Genomic DNA, 21,791 nt, shown 5'->3' on the forward strand with positions numbered 1-21,791 from the left:
CATGGCCCAGCGGAACACGTGGCAGCGGGAGCGCGTGCGCGACGCGCTCTCCGACGCGCGCGGCTTCGTGAGCGCCCAGAGCCTGCATGCGGCCCTGCGCGACGAGAACACGGGGATCGGCCTGGCCACCGTGTACCGCGCGCTCGCCGGCCTCGCCGCCGCCGGCGAGGCCGACTCGCTGCAGAGCCCCGAGGGCGAGGCGCTGTACCGCGCCTGCTCGATGAGCGGCCACCACCACCACCTGATCTGCCGCTCGTGCGGGCTCGCTGTCGAGATCGAGGCCACCGCCGTCGAGCAGTGGGCGCGCGACACCGCCGCGCGGCACGGCTTCCGCGACGCCGAGCACGTGGTCGACATCTTCGGCCTGTGCGAGGCCTGCGCGGCCGCGAGGGCATGACATCGGTCGCTGAGCGCAGGAGCGCGGCGCCGGAGACGCGGCGCTCCCGGCCGCTGATCGGGCTCGGCGCCGGCGTGGCCGCGGTGGTCGTGCTGGTGCTGATCGACGCCTTCGCGCCGGGGCTGTTCCCGCAGGCGCTGCCGACGCGCGTGCAGGACGGCCTGACGCTCTCGCTCAGCGTGCTGATCGAGTCGCTGCCGTTCGTGATGCTGGGCGTCATCCTGTCGATCGCGGTGCAGGTGTGGCTGCCCGCCGGCGTGATCGAGCGGATCATGCCGCGCCGGGCATGGGCGCGTCGGGCCGTCCTATCCCTGCTCGGCATGATCATCCCGGTGTGCGAGTGCGGCAACGTGCCGTTCGCGCGCGGCCTGCTGATGCGCGGCGTCGCGCCGGCCGAGACGCTGACGTTCCTCGTCGCCGCGCCGATCGTGAACCCCATCGTGATCATCACGACGCACGCCGCATTCGGCTGGGACGGTGGCATCCTGGTGGCCCGGATCGTCGGCGGCTGGGCGATCGCGAACCTGATCGGCTGGATCTACAGCCGGCATCCGGATCCGTCGAGCCTGCTGACGGGACGTTTCCTGGACGCGTGCGAGATCGTCACGCGCGAGACCGGCGGCCGCGGCCGGCGCAGCCTCGCGCAGTTCGTCGTGGAGCTGCGCGCGGTGATGCCCGCGCTCATCGTGGGCTCGGCGATCGCCGGGGCCGTGCAGGTGATCATCCCGCGCGACGCGCTGCTGGCGATCGGATCCAACCCCGTGCTGTCGATCGTCGCGATGACGGCACTGGCCATGACCGTGGCGATCTGCTCGAACGTGGACGCGTTCTTCGCGCTGTCGTTCGCCGCGACGTTCTCTCCTGGGTCGCTCGCGGTCTTCCTGCTGGTCGGCCCGCTCGTCGATGTGAAGATGCTCGCGCTGATGCGCACGACGTTCACCACCCGCACGCTCGCCGGCGTCGTCGCGGTCGTGCTGCTCGCGGCCTTCGGGATCGGGATCGGGGTGAACCTCGTTGTCTAGCGCCGTCGATCGGAAGGCCCTGGGGTCCGTGGGCACGCGCTGGCTCGGCGCGGGCCTGGCCGCCGCGCTGGCCGTGGTCACGCTCGGCCTCGCGGCGACCGGCCGCCTCGCCCTGTACATCAACCCGGATCAGGCGTGGTTCGCGGTCGGGATGGCTGTGCTCGCGCTGGTCGGAGCGGTCGCGTCGTTCGCGCTGCCGCTCGGCGCCGAGGCCGACCACGGGCACGACCACGACCACGTCGACGAGCACGACCATGACGAGCACGACGAGCTCGAGCGCGCCGCGGGCCGGGGGAGGCCGTGGACGATCGCCCTCACGGCGACCGGCGGCCTCGCGGCCTCGGCCGTCGCGGTCGCGGCGCTCGTGCTGCCGCCCGCGCCCCTGTCGGTCGAGCTCGCCATGGCTCGCGACACCGGCACGGCGCCGCTGTTCGCGGGCGCGGACGACGTGCTGCTCGCCGCCGCCGACACCAGCACGTTCGGCGTGGGCGACTGGGTGTCGGTGTTCTCCAGCGCCACGAGCCCCGACGCATACGAGGGCACCCACGTCACCCTGACCGGCTTCGTGACGCCGGACGACGCCGACGCTGCGACGCTGCGGCTGGGCCGCCTCGTGATCACGCACTGCGTGATCGACGCCCAGCCGGCCTCGCTGCCGGTCGCCTCGCCGGGCTGGCAGGACGACCTCGCCACCGGCGAGTGGGTCACGGTCGACGGCGTCGTGACCACCGACGCGTCGGGCGCCCTCATCATCGAGCCGCGCGACATCGCCCCGATCCCGGCCCCGGACGATCCGTATGAGTACTGAGCCCACTCGCCGCGGCGCCCGCCGCCGCGCCGGCCTGCGCCGCTTCGCGCTCACGCTCGTCGGCGTGCTGGCCGGGCTCGTCGCGCTGAGCGGCGCCGGGGCCGCGGTCAGCCTCGCGCAGGGGCCGCGCGTGAGCGACGTGCAGGTCGATCCGTCCGCGGCGATCGAGGTCGCGGGCGCGCGCGCCATCCTGACCGTGAATCAGGCGCTGGCCGACATCGATCCGGATCAGGTCAGCCTCACGCCCGCCGCGCCCTTCACCGTGGACGCCGCGGGGCGCAGCGTCGGAGTGCGCTTCACCGTGCCGCTGGACGACGACACCGAGTACACCGTGCGGGTGCAGGGCGCCCATGCCGTGGGCGGCGGGCCCGAGGCGACGCTCGAGACGACGTTCCGCACGCCAGCCGCCGAGGTGTTCCTGCTGCAGCGCGACCCGAAGGGCGACGACACGATCTTCCGCTCGAGCCTGCACGGCCGGGACGCCGTGCCCGTCTACTCGAGCCCGCTGATCGAGGACTTCCGCGCGACGTCGACGCGGCTCGTCGTCGCGACGGCCCAGGATGGCGTGTCGGCGCTGCACGTGATGAACCGCGACGGCTCGGGCGAGACCGACCTGACCCTGCCGGGGAAGGGAAGCGTGCAGGGACTGCAGGTGTCGCAGCGCGGCGACCTGGTGGGGTACACGTTCTCCGACCCGAACGGCGCGGAGTTCGCGAGCGTCCTGTTCACCGCGCGGCTCAAGGAGCCGGCGGCCGATCCCGTGCCGGTCGAGGTCGGCGGCGAGCCCGCGAGCGTCGACCGCTGGCGCTTCGTGCCCGACTCGTCGGCCCTGCTGCTGGTGGACTTCGACGGCGAGCTGATCCTGACGGATCCCGAGAGCGCAGGGGATCCGACGATGCTCGGCGGCGCGCTCACGATCGACGCGATCGCGCGGGGCACGTACACGGCGATCGTCGAGCGCGTGGATCAGGGCATCCGCCAGCTGGACCTCACGACCGGGGAGGAGACCGCGCTCGTCGAGCCGGATCGCGACCTCGGCGTGCTCGGCACCGTCGCGCCCGTTCCGGCCGGCGGCGAGGGCCGCGCGGGCACCGTCCGGCAGTTCCAGAAGATGCGCGACGCGTGGCATCCCGACGGGCAGACGCTCGCACACGTCGCGGACGACGGGACGACGCGGACGCTGTTCGAGACCGGGCCGGAGGACGCGCTGCTGCAGTCGTGCGTCTCGCCCAGCGGCCGCTACGTCGCGGCGCTCGTGGCGCCGGACATCGCGACCAACCCGTACGACATCGGCGGGATGGCGGTGCCGCGCACGCTCGAGACGCACATCGTCGACCTCGACACGGGCGATCCGGCAACGGTGCTCTCGGGCTTCGACATCTCGTGGTGCACGGTCGGCCCGTGGTGACGCACCGCCCCGCCCGCCGCGACGACTTCTCCGGCCTGCCCGCCGTCGTCGCGCCCCGGCTGCTCGGCGCGCTGCTGCACACCTCGCTCCCGGACGGCGACGTCACGGTCCGCATCACCGAGGTCGAGGCTTACCACGGGCTCGGGTCGGGCGACGTCGCGGATCCGGGGTCGCACGCGCGCATGGGGCCGACGGCCCGCAACGCCACGATGTGGGGCGAGGCCGGCCACCTGTACGTGTACCTCAGCCACGGCATCCACTCGTGCGTGAACGTCGTGTGCGGCCCGGTCGGGCGCGGCGACGGCATCCTGCTGCGCGCGGGGGAGATCGTCGAGGGCGCGGAGGTCGCGCGCCGCCGTCGCGAGGCCCGGGGCGTCGCGCGCACCGACCGCGACCTGGCGCGCGGCCCGGGGCGGCTCGGCGACGCGGTCGGACTGCGCCACGCGCGGCACGACGGGATCGACGCCGTGACGGGCGCCGACCAGGGCGACGCGATCGCGCGCCTGCACCTGTTCGAGCGCCCGCTCGCCGAGATCGCCACGGGCCCGCGCGTGGGCGTCGCCGGCATCGCGGGGACCGACGCCTTCCCGTGGCGCTTCTGGATCCCGGGCGATCCGACGGTCTCCGCCTTCCGCCCCGGCCGCGGGGCCGCCGAGGTCGGGGCGCTCCCTCACGGGCACTCCACCCGTCGCATTCTCGACGGGCGGAGCCTCCGCCCGGAGGGGCCCCGCCCGGGTGTGCTAGGCTAGGCGATTGTCTGCGTGCACTCCTGTGCGCAGTTCGTACATCCCCTCCCGAACACAGCCCGCAAGGGTCGGGTCGGTCATGTGCAGACAAGAGACCTTGGGTGGGGCCGTCCGGTCCCACGGTATTGAAGGAGAATCATCATGGCTGCTGTGTGCCAGGTGACCGGTGCCGTTCCCGGCTTCGGTCACAACATCTCGCACTCGCACCGCCGGACGAAGCGCCGCTTCGACCCGAACGTGCAGAAGAAGACCTACTACGTTCCGTCGCTCGGTCGCAAGATCACGCTGAACGTGTCGGCTAAGGGCATCAAGGTCATCGACGCCCGCGGCATCGAGTCGGTCGTGAAGGACCTGATCGCGAAGGGTGTGAAGCTCTAATGGCCAAGAAGGCTCAGGACATCCGTCCGATCATCAAGCTGCGTTCGACGGCGGGCACGGGCTACACGTACGTGACCAAGAAGAACCGCCGCAACACCCCCGACCGCCTCGTGCTCAAGAAGTACGACCCGGTGGTCCGCAAGCACGTCGACTTCCGCGAGGAGCGTTAATCATGGCCAAGAAGAGCAAGATCGCTCGCAACGAGCAGCGCAAGGAGATCGTCGCCCGCTACGCCGAGAAGCGCGCGACCCTCAAGAAGCAGCTCATCGACCCCAACGCGACCGACGAGGAGCGCGAGGCCGCTCGCGTGGGCCTGCAGAAGCTGCCCCGCAACGCGTCGCCGATCCGCGTCCGCTCGCGCGACGTCATCGACGGCCGCCCCCGCGGTGTCCTGACGAAGTTCGGCATCTCGCGTGTCCGCTTCCGCGACATGGCGCACCGTGGCGAGCTGCCCGGCGTGACCAAGTCGAGCTGGTAAGCACCCGCTGAGAAAGGGCGAGGATCCATCCGGATCCTCGCCCTTTCTCTTGCCCCGCGATATCGATGCCTATGGCCAGAGGCTATGGACATAGGTATATGCTGGGCGATCGGCGCGCTGACGCGTCCATCCGAGTGACCGGCGAAGGCTGCAACGATATGACGAAGACCGATACCCCGGCCCTGGACCTGCGCGAGCATCTCGAGCGCGCCCCGATGTCGCCGTACCAGTGGGCCATCGTGGCCGCCGCGGTGCTGCTGAACGCCCTGGACGGCTTCGACGTCGCGGCGATGTCGTTCGTGTCCGCGCGCGTCGAGAAGGAATTCGCCCTCAGTGGCGCCGAGCTCGGCGTCGTCATCAGCGCGACGCTGATCGGCATGGCGATCGGGTCGCTCGCGCTCGGCCGCGTCGCCGACCTGATCGGGCGGCGGATCACCGTGCTCGGCTCGGTCGCGCTCGCCACCGCGGGCATGTACCTGGCCGCCTCCGCGCAGGATGTCGTGCAGCTCGGCATCTGGCGGGTGCTGACCGGTCTGGGCGTGGGCGGCATCCTGACGAGCATCACCGTGATCACCGCGGAGTTCTCGTCTCGGCGCTGGCGCGGTCTCGCCCTGGGCATCTACACGGCCGGCTACGGTGTGGGCGCGACGCTCGGCGGCATCGCCGCCGTGGGCCTGCAGGAGGGCGCCGGCTGGCGCGGCGTGTTCCTCGCGGGCGCGATCACCAGCACGGTCCTGCTCGCCGTGCTCGTGTTCCTGCTGCCCGAGTCCGTGCACTTCCTGCAGCTGCGGGGTGCGCGCTCCCAGGCCACGCTCGCGCGCATCGCCCGCCGTGTGGGGTTCGACCCCGTCCGGATCGCGTCGAGCGCGGCGCGGCCGGAGGCGGCGCCCGCGAAGTCGGGCCTCGGCGCGCTGTTCTCGCGCGACGCCATCGGGGCGACGCTGCTGCTGTGGGCGACGTTCTTCACGGTCATGTTCGCGTTCTACTTCGTGAACTCGTGGACCCCGCGCCTCATGGTCGAGGCGGGCATGACCGTGGACCAGGGCGTCGTGGTGGGCATGGCGCTCGCTCTCGGCGGCGCGGCCGGATCCGTGCTGTACGGCGCGCTGGCGGCCCGCGCCTCGCGCGAGCGGCTGCTGCTGGTCTTCCTGCTGCTGAGCGCCGCCGCGATCGTGACGTTCGTGCTGTCCACCGCCGTGCTCGCGCTCGCCTTCGCACTCGGCGTGGTCGTGGGCGTGCTGGTCAACGGCTGCATCGCGGGCCTCTACACCGTGGCGCCCGCGCGCTACGGCACCGAGGTCCGTGCGACAGGCGTCGGCGCCGCCCTCGGTGTGGGTCGTGCGGGCGCGATCCTCGCGCCGATCGCGGCGGGCGTCCTGCTGGACGCCGGATGGACGAACGTCGCGCTGTACTCGTGCACCGCGGGGCTGCTCGTGCTCGGCGCCGTGGCGGTCCTGCTGCTGTCCAGGCGGCCCGCTCTCGACGACGCGCGAGCGCCCGATGACAGGAAGGGGCGGGATCCTCGGTGGATCCCCGCCCCTTCGTCTGCGGAGGAGGTCCGTCAGGCGGCCGCCCGCTGGTGCCGGACGGCCCAGTCGAGCGCGTAGTCCGCGATCTCCTCCCAGCCGTCCTGGCTCACCAGGCGGTGGGTGCGGCCCGCGTACTCCTTGTAGTCGACCGTGGCGGGGCCGGCCGCGGTGTACTTCTTCACGATCGCCTTGCCGATGGCCGGCGGCACGACGTGGTCGATCTCGCCCGTGATGATCAGCAGCGGGGCGCGGTCCGCGCGGCCGAAGTCGACGTGCGTGACGCCGCCCTTCTCGTTCGGGACCGAGGAGACGCCCTCGAAGAACACGCGGTTGTACGAGTTCACCGCGTACTCCTCCCACAGCCTGTCGGACTCGCTGCGGGGCAGGTCGTTGCCGAACGTGAAGTGGAAGTGGCGCTTCGAGAGCGGCTTGGCGCCGTTGATCCCGAACGGGTTCGACAGGATCGGGGTGCCGGTCCAGAGTGTCGACAGGGGCAGGGTCGTGACGCCCGCGGGCTGCCCGGGGGCGACGCCGACGTAGGCGACGCCGAGGCCGCGGTCGGCGAGCATCTGCGTGAGCACGCCGCCGAACGAGTGGCCCATGATGATCGGCTTGCGCGGGAGCGAGCGGATGATCCGCTCGTAGTCGTCGGCGATCTGCTTGAGGCCGATGCCCTTGAGCGCCGCGGGGTTCGAGCGGATGTCCGCGACCGTGCGGTCGTCGATGCCGGGCCAGCCCGGGACGATGACCTCGTGGCCACGGGCGCGGAAGCGCTCGGCCCACGTGTCCCAGCTCTTCGGGGTCATCCACAGTCCGTGGATGAGGACGATGGGGGCCTTGTCGGTGGTGTTCATTTCCTTGCTCCTCGGATGAGTGGTGCCGTGGGGGTGTAGCCTCGATACTAGACCGAACGTTCTATCTATACAACTATTCCCGACCATCGAACCGTGATGGCACGATGGGGAGAAGGAGGACCCGATGACCGCCGATGAGACGCGCACGCGCCCGAGCCCCGCGCGCGACCGCCTGCTCGATGCCGCCACGCGGCTGTTCTACGCCGAGGGCATCCACTCCGTGGGCGTGGACCGCGTGATCGAGGAGGCCGGCGTCACGCGCGCCACGCTGTACAAGCACTTCGCGGGCAAGGAGAACCTCGTGCTCGCCTACCTGCGCGGCGAGGACCAGGTCATCCGCGACATGTTCGATGGCGCCTTCGCGCAGACGGACGATCCGCAGCGGCTGCTCGAGCTGGCGGTCGAAGGCGTTGCGGCCGACGTGCGGGAGCGGCACACCCGCGGCTGCCCGTTCATCAACGCGGCCGCCGAGTTCCCGGATGCCGCCGGCCCCGTGCGCACGCTGATCGACGAGCACCGCTCGTGGTTCCGCGGCACGCTCGAGCAGGTCGCGCGCGGCGCCGGCCTGCGCGAGCCCGAGGAGGTCGCCGCCTCGCTCGTGCTGCTGCGCGACGCCGCGCTCGTCGGCGGCTACCTGGACGGACGCGACCGCGCCGCCGACGCCTTCGCCCGCACGGCCCGCAGGGTCGTCGAGGCGCACCGGGACTGACCGACGGAGGATCGCATGCCGCTCGACCCGTACTTCGCCGAACGCCTGCGACGGCAGCGGAAGTACATGATCGCTCAGGGCCTCGAGGGCCTGAAGCGGCAGCTCGGGTGGCCGTGGTTCATGCGCCCCGCCGCTCAAGCGGGCGTCGAGACCGCGCCCGCCGACGCGGCCGCGCCCAAGCGCACCCCGCCGCGGCACCGACCGGCGCCCGAGGCCGCGCAGCTCGAGACGCCGCCGCAGGCCACGGCGCCGCGCGTCGACGATGCCCACCGCCCGAGCCGCCGCCGCGCCGAGCACCGTCGGATCACCCTGTCGTGGGACCGCGAGGAGCTGCAGAAGGTCGGCACCCCCGGGCCGCGCGTGCACACCATCGACCGGATCGTCCCGGTGCCGGGGCAGCCCGACGTGCGCCTGCGCATCTACTACCCGACGGTCGGCGCGCGGCCCGAAGGATCCGTGCCGGGGTGCCTGACGTTCTTCGGCGGCGCGTTCCGCATCGGCGGGATCGACTACCCCACGACGGACGCCGCCAACCGCCGCCGCGCGGCCGACGCGGGTGTCGCGATGATCGGCGTGGACTACGCGCTCGCGCCCGAGCGCAAGTACCCCGCGCAGGTGCTGCAGGGTCACGCGGCGCTGGACTACGTGTTCGCGCACTCCGAGGAGCTCGGCATCGACCCGGATCGGATCGGCATCGGCGGGATGTCGGCGGGCGCGAACATCGCGGCCGCGGTCGCTCTGATGAACCGCGATCGCGGCGCTCTGCCCCTGCGACTGCAGCTGCTGGAGGTCCCCGTGGTCGACCTCACCGGGCGGCACGTGGACTTCCGCGCCTCGCGCGCGCTCGGCATCCCGAGCCCGCTCATGGCGCGCGAGCTGTCATCCGTCGCCCGCACGTACCTGCGGCACCGGCGCGACCGGCGCGAGCCGTACGCGTCGCCGATCCGGGCGGAGTCGCTGGCGGGGCTGCCGCCCGCCGTCATCCTGACCGCGCAGTACGACCCGCTGCGCGGCGACGGCGTCGCCTACGCCGCCGCGTTGCGCGAGGCAGGGGTCGAGGCGAGCGCCGTGCAGTACATGGGCGCGACGCACGACACGGCGATCTTCACGGGCGTGCTGGCGGTCGCGCGGCGCTGGCACGACGACGTGGTCGCCGCCCTGCGCACGTTGCACGGCTGACGCGGCGGCAGGCGAATGCCCGCGGAATCCCGCGGGTCGCGTCATATTCCGGTCACATCCGTCACATCTGCCCCATGAGACCCCGACACGCCGCCCGAATCGCCCGGAAACCCGCCAGAATCCGCGGAATTCCGGGCCCCGTTGATACTGTCGAGGCGCGATCGACGATCGCCCCGGGGGCATCCGCCTCCGGTCCATTGATCACGTTGCGGCGTCCCGGTGGCGCCGCTGGAGGATGACATGGCCGACAAGTCCATCACCAAGACCGAGCTCGTTGCGAGCATCGCCAGCGCGACCGGTCAGAGCCAGGCCGCCGTCTCGGGCGTTCTCGACGCCCTCTTCACCTCGGTCTCCGAGGCCGTCGCCAAGGGCTCGAAGGTCTCGATCCCGGGCTGGATCGCCTTCGAGCAGGTCGAGACCGCCGCGCGCACGGGCCGCAACCCGCAGACCGGCGCCGAGATCAAGATCCCGGCCGGCAAGCGCGTCAAGGTGACCGCGGGTTCGAAGCTGAAGGCCGCCGCCAAGTAAGACGCAGCCAGCATCACGAAAGGGGATGCCTCCCGTGGGAGGCATCCCCTTTCGCGTGCGTTCCCTTCAGAGGCGTCTCCCACGCCCCGGCGGGATCAATAGGGGTCGACGTCGGTGCGGCGCTCGGTCACCTGCCCGGCACCCGGATCGTTGACCGTGCGGGTGCGCTCGACGGAGGAGCGACGGCGGGTCACCAGCACGAGACCGACGATGAAGACGACCACGCCGACCGCCATCAGCAGGTAGCCGATGAAGTCGTCGTTCACGCCCGGGATGTCGAGTTCCAAGCCGAACGCCAGGATGGCGCCGATCACGAACAGCACTACTCCGGTTCCGATACTCATGGCCGTCACGCTAGGGGCACGGGAACTCCCGGTCACCGGGCTTGACAATTCGAGAGAGGGACGGTTCACCCCCCGCCGTCAGAACGGTGGTGGGTCGTCGCTGAGGTGCAGGTCGGGCATGACGACCGCGGCTTCAGCTTCGAACCGGACCATGGGCGTGGGCTTGTGGGCGTAGGTGCGGCCGGTCGGGGAGGTCCATTCGATCTCCCCGTCGGGGCCTTGCCGCATCCGCCAGGGGGAGTGATGTTTCAGGCGGTGGTGCGCTTGGCAGAGGTGGGCGAGGTTCGTCGCGGTGGTGGGCCCGTCGTGGGAGTGCGGGATGGTGTGGTCGGTGTCGCAGCGTCTGGCGGGTTGTCGGCACCCGGGGAACCGGCAGTGCTCGTCCCTCGCGGTGAGGTACCGCCGTTGCGCGGCGGTCGGGGTGTAGGAGTCGACGGTGAGGAGCGCGCCGGTGTCGCGGTGCTGTCAGACCCGCACCCAGGTGGGGGCGTTGCCGGCGAGGCGGCGGGCGGTGTCCGGGTCGATCGGCCCGTACCCCGTGAGGAACGCGGCGTCATCTCCGATCCCGGTGATGGTGTCGACGGGGATGGTGACCTGGATGGTGGCGTGGATCGCGTCCAGGGCGTCCCCGGCGGTGGGGGTGCCGGTGAGGAGCAGGTCGGCGAGCAGATCGGCGCGGATCTGATCCAGGGTGCGGGGATCCGCGTGGCCGGCGGCGCGGGCGGTGGCCTTCAGCTTCGTGGCGGCCTGGGTGAGCCGGTCGTGGATGGCGTACACGGCGAACGCGGGAAGCACCGCCCGGATCTCCGCCATGCCGTCCTGCAGCGGGGTGATCCACACGCCACGGTGGGCCATGACCTCCGCCTGCCGCACCGTCAACGGCACCGGGTCGATCCGCTCCGCCACCGCCCTCGCGAACGACCGCAGCTGCCCCACGGTGACGCCCTCCGCCCGCGGCAGCACGATCCCCTCGAACTCCACCCTCGAGTCGTCGTCCAGTCGCTCGCCGGCGGCGACGATCACCCGGGTGTGGGGTTCGCTGATCCGCCCCTCCTGCAACGCCGCGAACGTCGCAGGGAACCCGGTCATCAGGGTGACCGCGTCGCCCATCCGGCCCCGGATCGTGCCGTCGGGGATCCGGGCGGCGGTCGCGAGCTCGGCGGCGATGGAGCGGGTGGCGAAGTCGTACTCCGACTCCGACCCACTCCGACGCCCCTGCACGACCGCGATCTCCGCCAGGGACACCAGGAGCGTGGCCTGCTCGGCGCGGACCCGCGCCACCTGCGCCTCCAGCTCCACGAACCGATCCACCAGCGCACTCGTGCGGGCGCTCTCACCGGCCGTGGGAGTCCACGGCTCCGGGCAGTACGCCTGCGCTGTCATGCCCCGATCCTCCCAGAGACCACCGACATTCGAAGGGCGGGAAACCGCTGATCTGGGGATAGAACCCGAAGCGTGGACAACTCGACCCGAACCGCCCCTGTGGACGAACGAGCGGGGCGCAAGACCGGGCAACACGCGGCCGGCTTCGACCCGCCTGCGGCTCGCTCGACGACCGGCAGCGCACGAGGCGGGCGGGGTCAGACTCGGCACAGCCGCGGCGAACTAGGCTGATCGGGTGAATCCGCGCGCGCTGCGGGCTGCCGGGCCCGCGATCCTGATCGCCGCGGCGGTGCTCACGGCGGTCGCGGCCCTGATGTACGGCGGCGCGGCCGATCCGCTCGCCACGGGAGACCCGGGGCCGTTCGTGCGCTGGGGCCTGCCGCTGGCCAAGCTGATCGTGAACGTCTCGGCGGCGGTCATGGCCGGCTCCCTCGTGCTCGCGCTGTTCGCGTTGAAGGCCGGCGAGCGCGAGTTCGACGGCGCCCTCGACGTGGCCTCGATCGGCGCGGCCGTGCTCACGGTGGCCTCCGGCACGGTCGGGTTCCTCACGTTCCTCGACTCGTTCAATCCGCAGCTGTCGGCCGGGCCGGAGTTCGGCGCGCAGCTCGGCACATTCCTCACGGCGGTCGAGCTCGGCCGCACGTGGCTGATCACGACGATCGCGGCGGCCGTCGTGACGATCCTGGCTTTCGCGATCCGGTCGTGGACGTCGACGCTGCTGACCGCGATCCTGGCGCTCGCGTCGCTCGTCCCGATGGCGACGCAGGGGCACTCGGGCGAGCTCGCGAGCCACGATGCGACCGTCACCGCGCTCAGCCTGCACGTGCTCGGCGCCGCCGTATGGCTCGGCGGTCTCGTGCTGCTCGTGGCGCTGCGTCCGATCCTCCCGGCGGCGCGCGTGCCCGACGTGCTGCTGCGGTACTCGTCGATCGCGCTCGTGGCGTTCGCCGTCGTGGCGCTGTCCGGCCTCGCGCGGACGCTGTCGTCGATCAGCGCGTGGGACCAGCTGACCACGCCGTACGGCGGAATCCTGTGCGTGAAGGTCTTCGCGCTCGTCGTGATGGGCCTGCTCGGCGCGTGGTACCGGCAGCGCCTCATCGGCCGGATCGGGCGCGCCACGCAGGCCGCGCGCTCGTTCTGGTCGCTCATCGCGGTCGAGCTGGCGTTCATGGGCGTCGCCTCCGGGGCGGCCGCCGCGCTGGCGCGCACACCCCCGCCCGCCACCGAGACGCCGTACTCCTCGACGCCCGCGGAGATCCTGACCGACGAGCCGCTGCCTCCAGAGCTCAGCCTCGATCGCTGGTTCACGACGTGGGACGTCGACCTGCTCTGGGCGTTCGTCGCGGCCGCGGGCATCGCGCTCTACCTCGCCGGCGTGATCCGGCTGCGCCGCCGCGGCGACCGCTGGCCGGTGTACCGCACGGTGCTGTGGGTGCTCGGCATGCTGCTGCTGTTCTGGGTGACGTCGGGCCCGGTGAACGCGTACCAGGACTACCTCTTCAGCCTGCACATGCTCGGCCACATGCTGCTGACCATGGGCATCCCGCTGCTGCTCGTGCCGGGCGCGCCCATCACGCTGGCACTGCGCGCGATCGCCAAGCGAGACGACGGCACCCGCGGCGGTCGCGAGTGGATCATGTGGGCCGTGCACAGCCCGTACGCCCGCGTGATCACCCACCCGCTGGTCGCGGCGGCGCTCTTCGTCGGCTCGCTGTGGGTGTTCTATTACACCGACCTGTTCCGCTGGTCGCTGTACGACCACCTCGGGCACGTCTGGATGGTGACGCACTTCCTCGTCACCGGCTTCCTGTTCGTCATGACGCTCACCGGGATCGATCCGCTGCCGTACCGGATGCCCTACCCCGGACGCCTGGTCACGCTCATCGCCGTCATGGCGATCCACGCGTTCTTCGGCGTCGCGATGATGATGCAGTCGGGTCTGATGGTCGCCGAGTGGTTCGGCGCCATGGGCCGCACGTGGGGGCCCACGCCCATGGAGGACCAGTACATCGGCGGCGGCGTCGCGTGGTCGATCGGCGAGATCCCGACCCTCATCACCGCGATCGTCGTGGCGATCCAGTGGAGCCGCAGCGACGAGCGCCAGCAGCGCCGCGCGGACCGGCACGCCGACCGCACGGACGACGCCGAGCTCGAGGCCTACAACGCCCGCCTGGCGCGCCTCGCCGAGCGCGACAGCGCGGCGGGGCGCTGACTCACCGCAGCGCCGGGCTGCCGACCAGGATCGACGCGGTGCCGTCGGGCAGGATGTCGATCGTGCCGTCGATCACGAACGGCACGTCCTCGCCCACGTGGTAGATCGAGCCGTCGAACAGCGAGCGCACGTCGACGTCGATGTGCGCCGTGCCGGTGGCGGCGGAGATGGCCCAGTAGTCCTCGGCGGGCACGATCTCGACCTGGGGCTCGGAGGTGACCGACCACGTGAGCGTGTCCGGGAGGGCGCGGTCGTCGATCTGGATGCCGAACGGGCAGCCGCTGGGCTGCAGCACCTGCTGCTTCGCGCAGTCGGCGAGGAAGCTCGAGACCTTCTCCTTCACGACGCCCGCGAACTCCTCCGTGGGCTCGGTCTGGATCTCGAGCGGCACGCTGTGCAGGGCCGCGTCGGCGAACACGTTCACGGCGTCGGCCTCGGCCGTGGCGGTGTCGACCTCCACGGTGTACATGCCGGGGGAGAACACCAGCAGCGACACCGGGTCGTTCGGGGCCGCCTCCGAGCCGTCGGGAGAGACCTGCCGCTTGTCCATCTCGAAGCCGTTCACGGCGAACTGCATCGAGCCGTGCACGGCGACGCGGAGCTCGGCGAGCGGGCTGATCTCGAAGCCCCAGCGCGGTACGAGCCCCTCGGTCCCCACCTGCCGCACGCGGAAGACGGTCTCGCCGGCGGTGCCGTCGACGCGGTACGTCGCGGTCACCTCGATCACGCCGCCCTCCGCGGGGCGCTCGGTGACGTCCAGATCGGTCACGTCGAACGTGAGGGCGGCGCTGCGCAGCAGCGCGTCGGATGACGTGGCCGACAGGCCCGCCTCCTCGAGGTCGGTGCTGTCGAGGGCGACGCCCGGCACCGCGAGCGCGCGGGCGGCGTCACCGTCGGAGATCATGCCGATGTAGCGCTCGACGAAGGCGCTCGGGCCCCAGAACTGGCGGTGCAGCGCCGAGAAGCCCGCCCAGATGGCGGCGGCCAGCAGCACGCCGACGGCGCCCAGGATCAGCAGGTCGCGCGTGAGCCCCGAGCGCGCGTCGCGCGGCTCCGGCTCGACGCCCCGGCCGGGGGTGGCCGCCGTCGGCGTCGCGCTCGCGGTGGCCTGATCCATTCGGTCAGTCTACGAAAGCCCGGTCCGGATCATCCTGAGCACGTGGATGCGGCTGTGCATGGCGCGCCGCTCGGGACGGCCCGGGATGGGAGGATGGATCCCATGCCCGCGCTGTCCCCCGAGCAGGAGGAGCTCTTCCGCCTCATCGAGGACACGCGCGAGCACGTCTTCATCACGGGGCGCGCCGGAACGGGCAAGTCGACGCTGCTGAACCACCTGTCGTGGCACACGAAGAAGCAGATCGCGGTGTGCGCGCCCACCGGCGTCGCGGCGCTGAACGTCGAGGGGCAGACGATCCACTCGCTGTTCAAGCTGCCCATCGGCCTCATCGCCGACAGCGACATCGAGCAGAACGACGCCACGCGCAAGCTGCTCAACGCGATCGACACGCTCGTGATCGATGAGATCTCGATGGTCAACGCCGACCTGATGGACGGGATCGACCGCTCGCTGCGCCAGGCCCGCGGGCGCCGCGGCGAGCCGTTCGGCGGCGTGCAGGTCGTGATGTTCGGCGACCCGTACCAGCTCGCCCCCGTGCCGCCGCGCGGCGACGAGGCGCGCTACATCCACGACCACTACCGGTCGTTCTGGTTCTTCGACGCGCACGTCTGGGCCGGCCGCGAGCCCGAGGGCGATGGGCTGATCGAGCTGGGCCGGCACGGCGCCGAGCTGCACATCCGCGAGCTGACCCACATCCACCGGCAGGACGACGACGCGTTCAAGGCCATGCTGAATGCCGTGCGCTACGGGCGCGTCACGAAGGACATCGCGGATGTCCTGAACGCGACGGGCGCGCGCACGCCGCCGGAGGATCCGGAGCGCCCGATCATCACGCTCGCGACCCGCAACGACCGGGTCAACGCGATCAACGTCAAGCACCTGGCGCAGCTGCCGGGCCGCGAGCAGACCGCCAAGGCCGAGGTGAACGGCGACTTCGGCCGCGGCGACGTGTACCCGGCCGACCAGGAGCTCAAGCTCAAGGTCGGTGCGCAGGTGATGTTCCTGCGCAACGACTCCGGATCGCCCGGCGAGCCCCCGCGCTGGGTCAACGGCACGATCGGCACCGTGACGCGGATCGTCGGCGAGGGTGTGCGCGTGGAGGTCGACGGCGAGGAGTTCGACGTCGAGCCGGCCGTGTGGGAGAAGTACCGCTACGCGTACGACCCGATCGGCCGCAAGCTCACGCGCGAGGTCGTCGCGGAGTTCACGCAGTTCCCGCTGCGGCTCGCGTGGGCCGTGACGATCCACAAGTCGCAGGGCAAGACATACGACCGGGCGGTCGTCGACCTGGGTGCCGGGGCGTTCGCGCCCGGCCAGACGTACGTGGCCCTCAGCCGCCTCACGTCGCTCGAGGGCCTCTATCTGTCGCGGCCGCTGCGTCCCAGCGACATCCGCGTGGACCAGGACGTGCGCCGCTTCATGAAGGCCGTGTGGGAGCAGCGGCAGGCGGAGGCGCGCGCCGCGTCGTCCTGAACCGGAGTCTCCGCGGGTTCGCCATAGACTCGGGGGACGGGCGATCGGGGGTGTCCATGCGGGTGACGAGGCGATGGGGGCGCGCCGCGGCGGTGCTGGCTGCGACGGCGGCGCTCGCGCTGACCGTGAGCGGATGCACCGGCGACGAGCCCTCCCAGGCGCGCACACCCGAGCAGGTCACGGGCGACCTGCCCGGCGACACCGTCGACCAGCTGCAGGAGGCGGTCGAGCACGCCATGGCGGCGACCGGATCGTCGGGCGCGATCGTCGGCGTGTGGGTGCCGTGGGCCGGCGCCTGGGTGACGGGCCTCGGCACGACGGGGCCCGGCTCCAGTGAGAAGGTGACGACCGACATGGCGTTCCGGATCACCTCGATGACCCGGCCCATGACGTGCGACGTGCTCTACGGGCTCGTGCAGGACGGCGTCGTGAAGCTGGACGACCCCGTGTCGGACTACGTGCCGAGCACGCCCGACCTCGACGACGTCACGCTGCAGGAGCTGTGCGACAACACCTCGGGCCTCGGCCGCTCGTCGGACACCCTGCTCGACAACGCGCTGCGCACGCCCGAACGGGAGTGGAACCCCCGCGAGGTCGCCGCGGCGGGCCTCGGCAAGGACCGCACCGAGGCGGGCGTCGCGTTCACCGACTCGGACACCGGGTACATCCTGCTCGGCATCGCGCTGCAGAACGCCACGAGCGAGAGCCCCGCGGCGCTGTTCCGCAAGTACGTGACGGCGCCCCTCGGGCTCGACGCGACGGGCCTGCCGGGCCGCGATGCCGACGTCCCCGGCGACCCCGCGCTGCGCGGCTGGTACTCGGATCAGGAGGACCGCGAGGCCGGATGCGCGGAGCCGCGCGAGTACACGAAGCTGTCGGCGAGCCTCGGCTACACCGACTCGGGCGCCGTCTCGACCATCAGCGAGCTCGGGGTCTACACCGAGGCGCTCGCATCCCGGGCGAAGGACGGCGACGCGTTCGCGCCGCGCTGGGGCGGGGCCAAGCCCATCAGCACGTCGAGCGACTCTTGGTACCAGTACGCGGGCGGCACGTTCGTCGCCGGCTCGATGATCGGACAGCAGGGCGCGGTGCCGGGCTACCTGACCAGCGCGTACGCCGACACGGACAACGGCCTGACGGTCGCGGTCGTGCTGAACAACTCCGCGGCTCCCGAGTCGCTCGTCGGCTATCTCGCCAAGGAGCTCGCGGCGATCGTCTCCAAGGTGCCCGCGCGCCAGGGCGAGACCGCCCCGGACTTCGGCCTGCCGTGGACCGCGGAGGACTACCACCAGCGGATCGCCGACCGCGCCGTCTGCCCGATCGACACCGACGAGTGACTCCCGGCGGCTCCTCCTCGGGCCTCGCCGTCGGGCTCGTCGCGCTGGGTCTCGCGTGCCAGGAGGTCGGCGCCGCCATCGCGGTCCTGCTGTTCCCGCACACCGGCCCGCTCGGGATGGTGATGCTGCGCCTGGTGTTCTCGGCGCTCATCCTGCTGGCGATCGCGCGTCCGTCGCTGCGAGGCCGCACGCGCGAGGAGTGGGCCGCGGTCGCGCGCCTCGGGGTCGCGCTCGCCGTGATGAACGGCACGTTCTACCTCGCGCTCGACCGGCTCGCGCTCGGCGTGACGGTGACGATCGAGGTGCTCGGCCCGCTCGCGCTGTCGATCCTCGTCGCGGGCACGCGGGCGGCCTGGATCTGGGCGGGTCTCGCGCTCGCCGGCGTGGTCGCGCTCGGCGGCGGGGGATGGGACCGGCTCGATCCGGTCGGCGTGGTGTGCGCGCTCGGCGCGGCCGTGAGCTGGGCGTTCTACATCCGCGGCCAGGCGCGTGTGGGACGGGCGTTCCCGAAGCTGGAGGGGCTCGCGCTCGCGATGGCGATCGGCGCGGCGATCTCGCTGCCGTTCGGCCTCGCCGCCGCGGGGCCCGTGCTGCTGCGGCCCGACTTCCTCGCGCTGGGAGCTGCGGTCGCGATCCTGTCCTCGACGATCCCGTACGCGTTCGAGCTCATCGCCCTGCGCCGCCTCACCGAGGCCGCGTTCGGGATCCTGATGAGCCTCGCGCCGGCGACCGCCGCGCTCGCCGGATGGATCCTGCTCGGGCAGGCGCTGTCGTGGCTGGAGATCCTGGGGCTCGCGCTCGTCGTGTGCGCCAGCGCGGGCGCCGTGTGGACCTCGCGCGGACGGCCCGGCCCGGAGCCCGTGGCCGAGCCGCTCGCATAGCTCAGCGCAGGAGGTTGAGCGCGCGGGCCGCGCCGACCATGAGGCGCTCGTACGCCGCGTTGGACATCCCCGGCCACGGGCCGACGGGGCGCAGTCGCTGGCGCGCGATGGTCTGCACCTCGGTGTACTTCTCGATGCCCTCGCGCCCGTGCCGGCGGCCGACGCCCGAGGCCTTCCAGCCGCCCATCGGGGCGGCGTGCGAGGCCCAGGCCGCCGCGTAGCCCTCGTTGATGTTGACCGTGCCGGTGCGCAGCGCCGCCGCGACCTCCGTCGCATCCGCACGGCGCGTCCACAGGCTCGCGTTCAGCCCGTAGTCGCTGTCGTTCGCGCGCGCGATCGCGGTCTCCTCATCGGGCGTGCGGTAGATCGACACGACGGGCCCGAAGGTCTCGTCCCGATGCAGCAGCGCGGTCTCCGGCACGTCCGTCAGGATCGTCGGCTCGAACACGAGGTCGCCGAGGTCCGGGCGGGCGCCGCCGCCCGTGAGCACGCGCGCGCCGCGCTCGACGGCGTCGTCGACGTGCGCCTGCACCGTGCGCAGCTGCGCGTCGGAGATGAGCGAGCCCACGTCGATGCCCCAGTCGGCGCCCGTGCCGATCCGCAGCGCCCTCGTCTCCGCGACGAACGCCTCCGTGAACGCGTCGGCGATCCGCTCGGGCACGTAGATGCGCTCGACGCTGATGCACAGCTGGCCGGCGTTCGAGAAGCACGCGCGGGCGGCGCCGCGCGCGGCCGCCGCGAGGTCGGCGTCCTCCAGCACGACGAGCGGGTTCTTGCCGCCCAGCTCGGCCGAGAAGCCGATCAGCCGCGACGCGCAGCGCTGCGCGATCGCGGTGCCCGTCGCGGTGGACCCCGTGAACATCATGAAGTCCACGGCGTCGATGAGCGCGTCGCCGATCGTCGCGCCCGGCCCGAGCACGACCTGCATGACGTCGCGCGGCAGCCCGGCCTCGCGCAGCAGCGACAGGGCCAGCAGCGCCGAGTACGGCGTCTGCGAGTCGGGCTTCAGGACCACCGCGTTGCCCGCGAGCAGGGCCGGGATCGCGTCGCTCGCGGCGAGCGTGAACGGATAGTTCCACGGGCTGATGACGCCCACGACGCCCTTCGGATGCCGCACCTCGCGCACCGACGTCAGCATGGGGATCGCGCCCAGGCGGATGCGCGGGCGCAGGGCGCGCCCGGCGGTGCCGGCGTAGTGGCCGGCGAGCAGGGCGACGTCGAGGGTCTCCTCGAGCGCGTGCACGCGGGACTTCCCGGTCTCGGCCTGGATCACGTCCAGCACCGTGTCGCGCCGGTCCAGCACGAGCCGCGCGAACCGGCGGACGATCGCGCGGCGGCGCGACATCGGCACGGCGGCCCACGCGCGCTGCGCGTCGCGCGCCGTCCGCGTGATGCCGTCGAGCTCGTCGAGGGTGTGCGTGGGGACCTCGCCGATGACGTCGCCGTTCCACGGCGAGCGGATCTCCCGCGACGCGCCGGACGCGGCGCTCACCTGCGCGAGGAGCCCGGTCCGCACCCGGTCGGAGAGCAGCGCCGTCGAGCGTGCATCCTGCATCCGGTCATCCGTCGCCTGCGACGCCATCACGCGCCCTTCCTCCCCGTGAAGTGGTCCATGGACGAGTACACCTGGAACACCCTGTCGGCGGCCCAGTCCCATGCGCGCGTCGGCAGCACGCCGCGCGCGGCCATGCCGAGCTTCACGGTCCACGGCTTGGACACGATCGGGCGGCCCGCGATCATCCCGGTCCAGGCCGCCTCGACGGCATGGTCGGGCGTCAGGATCGGCGTGAGAAGCGGGCCGCGCGCGCCGGCGAACATGCCCGTGGACACGTAGCTCGGGCAGAACGTGGTGACCGCGAGGTGGTCGTGGCCGCTGCGCGCGAGCTCGAGCCGCAGCGACTCGCTCCAGCCGATGACGGCCCACTTCGACGAGGCGTACACGCTCATGTTCGGGTTCGCGATCGTCCCCGCGGCGGACGCGATGTTCAGGATGCGCTTGGCGCGGCTGCGATCGGCCATCATGGCGGGCAGCACCTCGCGCGTCAGCCACATGGGCGCGAGCGCGTTGATGCGCATCGTGAGGTCGATGTCGCGGTGCACGTCGTGCTCCCAGAACGGGACGCCGCGGACGATCCCCGCGTTGTTCACGAGGATGTCGATGTCGCCGAGGCGCTCGCGCGTGGCGGCGACGCCGTCGCGCACCGCATCGGGGCTCGACACATCCACCCGGAACGCGTCGGCGCGCACGCCCTGCGCGGAGATGTCGGCCGCGACGGCGGCCGCCGCGTCCTGGTCCACGTCCCACAGCGCCACGGCGGCGGCGCCCTCTCTCGCGGCGCGGCGGGCGTACAGCTCGCCCATTCCGCGGGCGGCGCCCGTGATCAGGACGGTGGATCCCGCGACGACGTCGGGGGCGGGTTTTCCGGGCAAGTTCGACTCCTTCGTGCGAACGGCGGTGCGGCGATCGGCCGCTCCGCGGAACGGCGACGTCGTGCGGGCAGCGCTCCGAAGCACCCTATGGGGCGGTCGCGTCGCGCGGCGGGCGTGTGTGGGAACGGTCACAACGCGCCCCGCGCCTCGCGCGCGCTTTCTTGTAGCAGGCCGCGCGGGCCGGATCAGAGGCCCGGCAGCTGCGCGACCCAGAGGATCGCGATCAGCAGAAGCAGCGACATGGCCGCGAGCACGGCCATCAGGCCGGCCATCGCGAGGTTGCGGGTGCGGTCGTCCTGCACCGTGACGGCCGCGACGACCAGGCCGATCGCGGACGCGACCGCGAACGCGATCCCGATCCACGCGATCGCGAGGTTGATCCGCAGGGACATCGCGAACGCGACCATCGCGGCGACCGCCAGCAGCAGGCCGGGCCCGAGCCAGATCCACCGCTTCGGCGTGTGCAGCGCGGCCTGGTTGCGCATCCGCGTCGGATCGCCGGGGAAGCGGCCCCGGCGCGCGGGTCCCGGCTCGACCATCGCGGCTCCCTTCGCTCGGATCCCACGGTAGGGCGGCCC

Annotated in this window: 24 protein-coding genes; 16 read left to right on the plus strand and 8 right to left on the minus strand. The window is 72.3% G+C overall.

Annotated elements, in window-relative coordinates; translation table 11 throughout:
- Window position 1 precedes the first annotated feature (1 nt).
- From AAD528_RS11075 to AAD528_RS11115, 9 genes are all read left to right on the plus strand, one after another.
- Complete coding sequence (locus AAD528_RS11075) at window positions 2-397, plus strand: Fur family transcriptional regulator (protein ID WP_345752139.1); 396 nt, start codon at window positions 2-4, stop codon at window positions 395-397.
- Window positions 394-1,419: a permease gene (locus tag AAD528_RS11080; protein WP_345752140.1), complete on the plus strand. Its 1,026-nt coding sequence runs from the start codon at window positions 394-396 to the stop codon at window positions 1,417-1,419. Before AAD528_RS11075 ends, AAD528_RS11080 begins: the two co-directional genes overlap by 4 nt.
- 28 nt (window positions 1,420-1,447) lie before the next feature.
- Window positions 1,448-2,227, plus strand: a complete 780-nt coding sequence (locus tag AAD528_RS11085; protein ID WP_345752141.1) for a TIGR03943 family putative permease subunit — start codon at window positions 1,448-1,450, stop codon at window positions 2,225-2,227.
- Window positions 2,217-3,635, plus strand: a complete 1,419-nt coding sequence (locus tag AAD528_RS11090; RefSeq protein WP_345752142.1) for a WD40 repeat domain-containing protein — start codon at window positions 2,217-2,219, stop codon at window positions 3,633-3,635. The genes AAD528_RS11085 and AAD528_RS11090 overlap by 11 nt, the downstream gene beginning before the upstream one ends.
- Entirely contained in the window at window positions 3,629-4,384 is a 756-nt protein-coding gene (locus AAD528_RS11095) for a DNA-3-methyladenine glycosylase (RefSeq protein WP_345752143.1), read from the plus strand. The genes AAD528_RS11090 and AAD528_RS11095 overlap by 7 nt, the downstream gene beginning before the upstream one ends.
- Before the next feature lie 138 nt (window positions 4,385-4,522).
- Entirely contained in the window at window positions 4,523-4,759 is a 237-nt protein-coding gene (gene rpmB / locus AAD528_RS11100) for a 50S ribosomal protein L28 (protein WP_005051771.1), read from the plus strand.
- On the plus strand, window positions 4,759-4,929 hold the full coding sequence (gene rpmG / locus AAD528_RS11105) for a 50S ribosomal protein L33 (RefSeq protein WP_055987916.1): 171 nt from the start codon (window positions 4,759-4,761) through the stop codon (window positions 4,927-4,929). Before rpmB ends, rpmG begins: the two co-directional genes overlap by 1 nt.
- 2 nt (window positions 4,930-4,931) lie before the next feature.
- Complete coding sequence (gene rpsN, locus AAD528_RS11110) at window positions 4,932-5,237, plus strand: 30S ribosomal protein S14 (protein WP_135115039.1); 306 nt, start codon at window positions 4,932-4,934, stop codon at window positions 5,235-5,237.
- 158 nt (window positions 5,238-5,395) lie between these two features.
- Window positions 5,396-6,844 carry an MFS transporter gene (locus tag AAD528_RS11115; protein ID WP_345752144.1) on the plus strand — a complete coding sequence of 483 codons (1,449 nt, stop codon included), beginning with the start codon at window positions 5,396-5,398 and terminating at the stop codon, window positions 6,842-6,844.
- Here the strand turns inward: AAD528_RS11115 and AAD528_RS11120 are convergent.
- Window positions 6,799-7,620 (minus strand): alpha/beta hydrolase, encoded by an 822-nt coding sequence (locus AAD528_RS11120; protein ID WP_345752145.1) that lies wholly within the window; start codon window positions 7,618-7,620, stop codon window positions 6,799-6,801. The two genes, AAD528_RS11115 and AAD528_RS11120, sit on opposite strands and share 46 nt — an antisense overlap.
- A 124-nt stretch (window positions 7,621-7,744) precedes the next feature.
- Here AAD528_RS11120 and AAD528_RS11125 point away from each other — a divergent pair, with 124 nt between their 5' ends.
- From AAD528_RS11125 to AAD528_RS11135, 3 genes are all read left to right on the plus strand, one after another.
- Complete coding sequence (locus tag AAD528_RS11125) at window positions 7,745-8,329, plus strand: TetR/AcrR family transcriptional regulator (RefSeq protein WP_345752146.1); 585 nt, start codon at window positions 7,745-7,747, stop codon at window positions 8,327-8,329.
- A 15-nt stretch (window positions 8,330-8,344) separates the two neighbouring features.
- Window positions 8,345-9,508 carry an alpha/beta hydrolase fold domain-containing protein gene (locus tag AAD528_RS11130; RefSeq protein ID WP_345752147.1) on the plus strand — a complete coding sequence of 388 codons (1,164 nt, stop codon included), beginning with the start codon at window positions 8,345-8,347 and terminating at the stop codon, window positions 9,506-9,508.
- A gap of 240 nt (window positions 9,509-9,748) precedes the next feature.
- Window positions 9,749-10,036, plus strand: a complete 288-nt coding sequence (locus tag AAD528_RS11135) for an HU family DNA-binding protein (RefSeq protein ID WP_345752148.1) — start codon at window positions 9,749-9,751, stop codon at window positions 10,034-10,036.
- Between the two features lie 95 nt (window positions 10,037-10,131).
- Here the strand turns inward: AAD528_RS11135 and AAD528_RS11140 are convergent, their stop codons facing one another.
- The 3 genes from AAD528_RS11140 to AAD528_RS11150 all read right to left on the minus strand — a co-directional run bounded on the left by AAD528_RS11140 (window position 10,132) and on the right by AAD528_RS11150 (window position 11,763).
- Entirely contained in the window at window positions 10,132-10,380 is a 249-nt protein-coding gene (locus AAD528_RS11140) for a DUF6458 family protein (protein ID WP_345752149.1), read from the minus strand.
- 78 nt (window positions 10,381-10,458) lie between these two features.
- Window positions 10,459-10,608 (minus strand): hypothetical protein, encoded by a 150-nt coding sequence (locus tag AAD528_RS11145; RefSeq protein WP_345752150.1) that lies wholly within the window; start codon window positions 10,606-10,608, stop codon window positions 10,459-10,461.
- 237 nt (window positions 10,609-10,845) lie between these two features.
- Window positions 10,846-11,763, minus strand: coding sequence for a DUF222 domain-containing protein (locus tag AAD528_RS11150; RefSeq protein WP_345752151.1), 918 nt, complete (start codon window positions 11,761-11,763; stop codon window positions 10,846-10,848).
- 235 nt (window positions 11,764-11,998) lie between these two features.
- On the opposite strand from AAD528_RS11150, the gene AAD528_RS11155 reads away from it, so the two are divergent.
- Entirely contained in the window at window positions 11,999-13,975 is a 1,977-nt protein-coding gene (locus tag AAD528_RS11155) for a bifunctional copper resistance protein CopD/cytochrome c oxidase assembly protein (RefSeq protein ID WP_345752152.1), read from the plus strand.
- A gap of 1 nt (window position 13,976) precedes the next feature.
- Here the strand turns inward: AAD528_RS11155 and AAD528_RS11160 are convergent, their stop codons facing one another.
- Window positions 13,977-15,092, minus strand: a complete 1,116-nt coding sequence (locus AAD528_RS11160; protein ID WP_345752153.1) for a hypothetical protein — start codon at window positions 15,090-15,092, stop codon at window positions 13,977-13,979.
- A gap of 93 nt (window positions 15,093-15,185) precedes the next feature.
- Here AAD528_RS11160 and AAD528_RS11165 point away from each other — a divergent pair, with 93 nt between their 5' ends.
- From AAD528_RS11165 to AAD528_RS11175, 3 genes are read left to right on the plus strand one after another with little or no spacing between them, the layout of a single operon-like run.
- Entirely contained in the window at window positions 15,186-16,565 is a 1,380-nt protein-coding gene (locus AAD528_RS11165) for an ATP-dependent DNA helicase (RefSeq protein ID WP_345752154.1), read from the plus strand.
- A 56-nt stretch (window positions 16,566-16,621) separates the two neighbouring features.
- Window positions 16,622-17,902 (plus strand): serine hydrolase domain-containing protein, encoded by a 1,281-nt coding sequence (locus AAD528_RS11170; protein ID WP_345752155.1) that lies wholly within the window; start codon window positions 16,622-16,624, stop codon window positions 17,900-17,902.
- Window positions 17,899-18,783 (plus strand): EamA family transporter, encoded by an 885-nt coding sequence (locus AAD528_RS11175; RefSeq protein ID WP_345752156.1) that lies wholly within the window; start codon window positions 17,899-17,901, stop codon window positions 18,781-18,783. The genes AAD528_RS11170 and AAD528_RS11175 overlap by 4 nt, the downstream gene beginning before the upstream one ends.
- A gap of 1 nt (window position 18,784) precedes the next feature.
- Here the strand turns inward: AAD528_RS11175 and AAD528_RS11180 are convergent, their stop codons facing one another.
- From AAD528_RS11180 to AAD528_RS11190, 3 genes are all read right to left on the minus strand, one after another.
- Window positions 18,785-20,365: a succinic semialdehyde dehydrogenase gene (locus tag AAD528_RS11180; RefSeq protein WP_345752290.1), complete on the minus strand. Its 1,581-nt coding sequence runs from the start codon at window positions 20,363-20,365 to the stop codon at window positions 18,785-18,787.
- A complete protein-coding gene (locus AAD528_RS11185) occupies window positions 20,365-21,213 on the minus strand; it encodes an SDR family NAD(P)-dependent oxidoreductase (protein ID WP_345752157.1) in 849 nt (282 codons plus the stop codon). Before AAD528_RS11185 ends, AAD528_RS11180 begins: the two co-directional genes overlap by 1 nt.
- Before the next feature lie 185 nt (window positions 21,214-21,398).
- Complete coding sequence (locus AAD528_RS11190) at window positions 21,399-21,752, minus strand: hypothetical protein (protein ID WP_345752158.1); 354 nt, start codon at window positions 21,750-21,752, stop codon at window positions 21,399-21,401.
- Window positions 21,753-21,791: the final 39 nt, after the last annotated feature.

The organism is Microbacterium rhizophilum (assembly GCF_039605615.1).
Lineage (GTDB): Bacteria > Actinomycetota > Actinomycetes > Actinomycetales > Microbacteriaceae > Microbacterium > Microbacterium rhizophilus.

Excerpts from the sequence above, each read along its gene's own strand:
- AAD528_RS11075 (WP_345752139.1), top strand. The coding sequence starts at position 2 with ATGGCCCAGCGGAACACGTGGCAGCGGGAGCGCGTGCGCGACGCGCTC.
- AAD528_RS11080 (WP_345752140.1), top strand. The coding sequence starts at position 394 with ATGACATCGGTCGCTGAGCGCAGGAGCGCGGCGCCGGAGACGCGGCGC.
- AAD528_RS11090 (WP_345752142.1), top strand. The coding sequence starts at position 2,217 with ATGAGTACTGAGCCCACTCGCCGCGGCGCCCGCCGCCGCGCCGGCCTG.
- rpmB (WP_005051771.1), top strand. The coding sequence starts at position 4,523 with ATGGCTGCTGTGTGCCAGGTGACCGGTGCCGTTCCCGGCTTCGGTCAC.
- rpmG (WP_055987916.1), top strand. The coding sequence starts at position 4,759 with ATGGCCAAGAAGGCTCAGGACATCCGTCCGATCATCAAGCTGCGTTCG.
- rpsN (WP_135115039.1), top strand. The coding sequence starts at position 4,932 with ATGGCCAAGAAGAGCAAGATCGCTCGCAACGAGCAGCGCAAGGAGATC.
- AAD528_RS11115 (WP_345752144.1), top strand. The coding sequence starts at position 5,396 with ATGACGAAGACCGATACCCCGGCCCTGGACCTGCGCGAGCATCTCGAG.
- AAD528_RS11120 (WP_345752145.1), bottom strand. The coding sequence starts at position 7,620 with ATGAACACCACCGACAAGGCCCCCATCGTCCTCATCCACGGACTGTGG.
- AAD528_RS11125 (WP_345752146.1), top strand. The coding sequence starts at position 7,745 with ATGACCGCCGATGAGACGCGCACGCGCCCGAGCCCCGCGCGCGACCGC.
- AAD528_RS11130 (WP_345752147.1), top strand. The coding sequence starts at position 8,345 with ATGCCGCTCGACCCGTACTTCGCCGAACGCCTGCGACGGCAGCGGAAG.
- AAD528_RS11135 (WP_345752148.1), top strand. The coding sequence starts at position 9,749 with ATGGCCGACAAGTCCATCACCAAGACCGAGCTCGTTGCGAGCATCGCC.
- AAD528_RS11140 (WP_345752149.1), bottom strand. The coding sequence starts at position 10,380 with ATGAGTATCGGAACCGGAGTAGTGCTGTTCGTGATCGGCGCCATCCTG.
- AAD528_RS11145 (WP_345752150.1), bottom strand. The coding sequence starts at position 10,608 with ATGCGGCAAGGCCCCGACGGGGAGATCGAATGGACCTCCCCGACCGGC.
- AAD528_RS11150 (WP_345752151.1), bottom strand. The coding sequence starts at position 11,763 with ATGACAGCGCAGGCGTACTGCCCGGAGCCGTGGACTCCCACGGCCGGT.
- AAD528_RS11160 (WP_345752153.1), bottom strand. The coding sequence starts at position 15,092 with ATGGATCAGGCCACCGCGAGCGCGACGCCGACGGCGGCCACCCCCGGC.
- AAD528_RS11165 (WP_345752154.1), top strand. The coding sequence starts at position 15,186 with ATGGATCCCATGCCCGCGCTGTCCCCCGAGCAGGAGGAGCTCTTCCGC.
- AAD528_RS11170 (WP_345752155.1), top strand. The coding sequence starts at position 16,622 with ATGCGGGTGACGAGGCGATGGGGGCGCGCCGCGGCGGTGCTGGCTGCG.
- AAD528_RS11180 (WP_345752290.1), bottom strand. The coding sequence starts at position 20,365 with ATGGCGTCGCAGGCGACGGATGACCGGATGCAGGATGCACGCTCGACG.
- AAD528_RS11190 (WP_345752158.1), bottom strand. The coding sequence starts at position 21,752 with ATGGTCGAGCCGGGACCCGCGCGCCGGGGCCGCTTCCCCGGCGATCCG.